The 3,367-nt window shown below is 46.2% G+C and carries 5 protein-coding genes; all 5 read right to left on the minus strand.

Annotated features, from left to right (window positions below):
* Nucleotides 1-46 precede the first annotated feature (46 nt).
* Entirely contained in the window at nt 47-973 is a 927-nt protein-coding gene (locus B3Z75_RS07100; RefSeq protein ID WP_294069171.1) for a PstS family phosphate ABC transporter substrate-binding protein, read from the minus strand.
* 52 nt (nt 974-1,025) lie between these two features.
* On the minus strand, nt 1,026-1,856 hold the full coding sequence (locus tag B3Z75_RS07105) for an energy transducer TonB (protein ID WP_294069174.1): 831 nt from the start codon (nt 1,854-1,856) through the stop codon (nt 1,026-1,028).
* A 35-nt stretch (nt 1,857-1,891) separates the two neighbouring features.
* Nucleotides 1,892-2,503 carry an ExbD/TolR family protein gene (locus B3Z75_RS07110; protein WP_294069177.1) on the minus strand — a complete coding sequence of 204 codons (612 nt, stop codon included), beginning with the start codon at nt 2,501-2,503 and terminating at the stop codon, nt 1,892-1,894.
* A gap of 33 nt (nt 2,504-2,536) precedes the next feature.
* Entirely contained in the window at nt 2,537-3,163 is a 627-nt protein-coding gene (locus B3Z75_RS07115) for an ExbD/TolR family protein (RefSeq protein ID WP_294069180.1), read from the minus strand.
* 12 nt (nt 3,164-3,175) lie between these two features.
* A partial coding sequence (locus tag B3Z75_RS07120; protein ID WP_294069183.1) for a MotA/TolQ/ExbB proton channel family protein occupies nt 3,176-3,367 on the minus strand: 192 nt, incomplete at its 5' end.

Genomic DNA, 3,367 nt, shown 5'->3' on the forward strand with positions numbered 1-3,367 from the left:
TTATCTAAATTCTTTTATTGAGTTCCTGTTTTTGAAATCCGGTATCTCAGTCCCTTATTTTTACGGCATTTACCGGCATCACCGAGGGAAGCAATCCCGACCTGAGAATGATCCGTTGTCCCCTGTCCGAGATCAGAAAACGGGTAAACCCCTTGGGTAGTTCTCCCCGGGGATCGTTCAGAATGACATAGATCTCCCTGATAAACGGGTATTGTCCCGTATAAATATAGTACTGGTAGGGTTGTACTGCATTGAACCTGTCGGGATGTCCATTCCACGTAACCCTCATCACCTTCACTTTTGTGGTGAGTTCCACTACCGTGCTGTCGTTGGGGTCACTGATGAGATTTACACCAATGAGTCCCAGGGATCCGGGGTTTTGAGAGACATATTCCACCACCTCCTCGTTCAGATTCAGCGCATTCAGATCGCTCGAGAGGGGCTTGTCCCGGCAGATGGAATCATTTGCGTAGCGGACAATGCTTGAATTGGTGTTGTCGAATATTACCTGGATATTTCCCAGTCCCGAGCCGGGGTAGATCTCGTTCCATTGCTTCGCCTCTCCGGTGAGAATCCGTTTCACATTTTGTACGTTGATGATGGAGTCGGGATTGGAAGGATGTACGATCAATGCGATGGCATCCAGGGCAATTCTGATCTCCTCCGGCTGATATTTCTGTTCATAGAAATAATTCCGCTCTGCCGTTGTCAGCCGTCGGGCAGTCACAGCCAGTCTCACCGAGTCGGCCCTCAGCAGGTCAAGGGCTTCCCGCTCGGAGGTATACAATGGTTCAACGATGGCTTCGTTTTCGCTTTCAAACAGGTTAATTGCTGCCTGTATGGTGGGTGCCATCGTCTGATCAACGGCAATTTTGATATAGCCGCTGTTCATTGTATTTCCCTCTTTCTTTTTATTGCAGGAGAGCACAATAAATGGAGCGAGAAGCAGGAAGATAACTTTTCTGATATTCATTTCTTTCACCTGTATAAAACGGATAGAAGGAGGGTTACCCCTCCTTATGCAATCAATTCTGCAGTCTAAATACGATGGGCAATGTAAATCTTACCTTCACCGCTGTCCCCCCCTGTTTGCCCGGTATCCATTTTGGCATGGCGCCTACCAGCCGTACTGCCTCGCGATCCAGGCTGGGGTCGACCCCCCTGACCACGTTGATATCGTCAATGGTGCCGTCTCTCCCTACCACGAACTGGATGATCACGCGGCCCTGTATGCCGTTCTCCTGCGCAATGACCGGATATTTGATGTTTTCACCCAGCCATTCCATCAGTGCGGCGTGTCCTCCCGGAAAGGAAGCGGGTTGTTCCACCACTTCAAAGATCTTTTCTTCCGGCTCGGCGGCCACAATGACTTTATGATCTTGCAGAGTAGCAATGTCCACACCTGTTTCTTCGTTGGTTCCCTTTACGTCTGCCACAGAAATTGCCAGATTGGATTCTGTCAGAAATTCCTGGGTTTTCATTTCGGCATCCTCTCTTACTTCCTCATCTTTCTTGATGACGGGCGGAGTGAATTTAATGGTGCTTTTCAACTCCACCGGGGGAGCAATATATTGTTGAATGATGTTCTCTTCCGGTACCTTGGGCTGTTCCAACTGAATGTTGGATAGTTCGGTTACCTGCGTCATCGCCTCCTTTGATTTCTTTTGCGTCTGATAGGTTGTAATCAGAGACATTGCAACAAATAACAAAATTGTAGCGATGACGACAACGATAAAAGCATAGAGGTGTCTTTTTCCGGAAGATTGCCGGAGTCTGTAGGCACCGTAACTTTTATTTTTGCCCTCAAATATCAGATCAATCCATTCCTGTGACGTTAAATTAATGTTCTTTGCCATTTCTTCTTTTATTGTATTTGTCTGATGAGCCGGGATCAGTTGATGGGGAAATTTGAATTCCGCAACATGGTCTTGTCGTCATCGTTGATATCCACGATCGCGTATTTACCGACGCTGGTGATCAGCATTTCGTCCAAAGCCGCAATCATATCGCTGTACGTAGAACTTTCAAGGGGTTTGATGATTACCACCGGTGATCCTTTGCTGTTTTTTAATGCCGATATTTGCTCGTTGTACTCCTCTTTGCTAATCTGCAGTAACGATTTTCTGTTCTCCAGTTCTCTGACCTGCTGTACGATGTTTCTGTTTTTTTCGATCAGGATGGAACGAAGGCCATTTGCCGAAAAATCTGTTTCCTTCAGGTAGTCAGGTTCTTCTATATTGGGTAATCCTTCGTAATAATACACCTTGTGCTCTGCACCCAGATAGATGGTAAATGCTTCGGAGGCCTTTACTTCGTTTTGCTCCTCCACTGTCACCTTATCTTTCGCAGGCATACTGATCTCCATTGTCTGGGGCTTACTGAGCGTCGTGGCAAGCATGAAGAAGGTGAGCAACAGCATGATCATATCGACCAGAGGGGTAAAGTTTACCCTGGTGTCGGCTTTCTTCATTTCGCCCTTTTTCTTCCCTTTCTTATTTGCCATATTGTATTACTTGCATTTAATTGAATATCCATATTATAAGTTACCCAGTCTATCTTCCTCACTTACTTCACGCAGCGACGTAATCAGATTATATCTGTTCTCCCGAAGATCCTGTAATGAGGACATTACATTTTTAATATTCGTATATGGAGTTGATTGGTCGGCTTTGATGGCAATGATCATATCCTTTCCTTTTACCTCCCGGGCAGCCTGCACCCAACCTTTAAACTGATTGTTCAGGCTGTCTGTCGGAATCCCGTAATTGGGCAATAGTTCGTTTTGCTTTTCCAAAGGCAAGCTCATGAATTCCTTGAAATTTTGCATGGGCACCCCGAACGAGGTGGCGATGCTGAAGTCATGTTTTTCCTTTTCAGTCAAAGAGATGTTGTAGTCTACTGCCATTTTTTCCAATACCGATATTCTGTCGTCCGGATTGTCCAGGTCCAGGAACACCTGACCCTGCGGCGAGATCAATACCGAGAAGACGTTCTTCTCGGGGATCTTTATCTCGGATACCGACATGGGGGTGTTCACCGTCACCGGTTCCGGTTTCAGGAAGGTAGAGGTCAGCATGAAGAATGTGAGCAGCAGTACCATCACGTCGCTCATGGGCGTCATGTCGATCCACGTATCTCTTTTTGGTAATGTTGGTCTGGCCATCTGTTTAAATTTTTAGGAATGTCTCGATTGAAAGACATTTACAATAGAGAAACCTATTTCGTCGATGGCATAGGTGATGTTGTCGATCTTTGCCGTGAAATAGTTATAGGATATAATGGCAATCGCTCCCGTAAGAATACCGAAAGCCGTATTGACAAGTGCCTCGGAAATACCTACCGAAAGTGCAGCAGAATCGGTTCCGCC

It is taken from the genome of Proteiniphilum sp. UBA1028 (genome assembly GCF_002316955.1).
Classification (GTDB): Bacteria; Bacteroidota; Bacteroidia; order Bacteroidales; family Dysgonomonadaceae; genus Proteiniphilum.

What these genes read in the sequence shown, in the direction of transcription:
- B3Z75_RS07110 (WP_294069177.1), bottom strand. Translation starts at nt 2,503, where the DNA reads ATGGCAAATAAGAAAGGGAAGAAAAAGGGCGAAATGAAGAAAGCCGAC.
- B3Z75_RS07100 (WP_294069171.1), bottom strand. Translation starts at nt 973, where the DNA reads ATGAATATCAGAAAAGTTATCTTCCTGCTTCTCGCTCCATTTATTGTG.
- B3Z75_RS07105 (WP_294069174.1), bottom strand. Translation starts at nt 1,856, where the DNA reads ATGGCAAAGAACATTAATTTAACGTCACAGGAATGGATTGATCTGATA.
- B3Z75_RS07115 (WP_294069180.1), bottom strand. Translation starts at nt 3,163, where the DNA reads ATGGCCAGACCAACATTACCAAAAAGAGATACGTGGATCGACATGACG.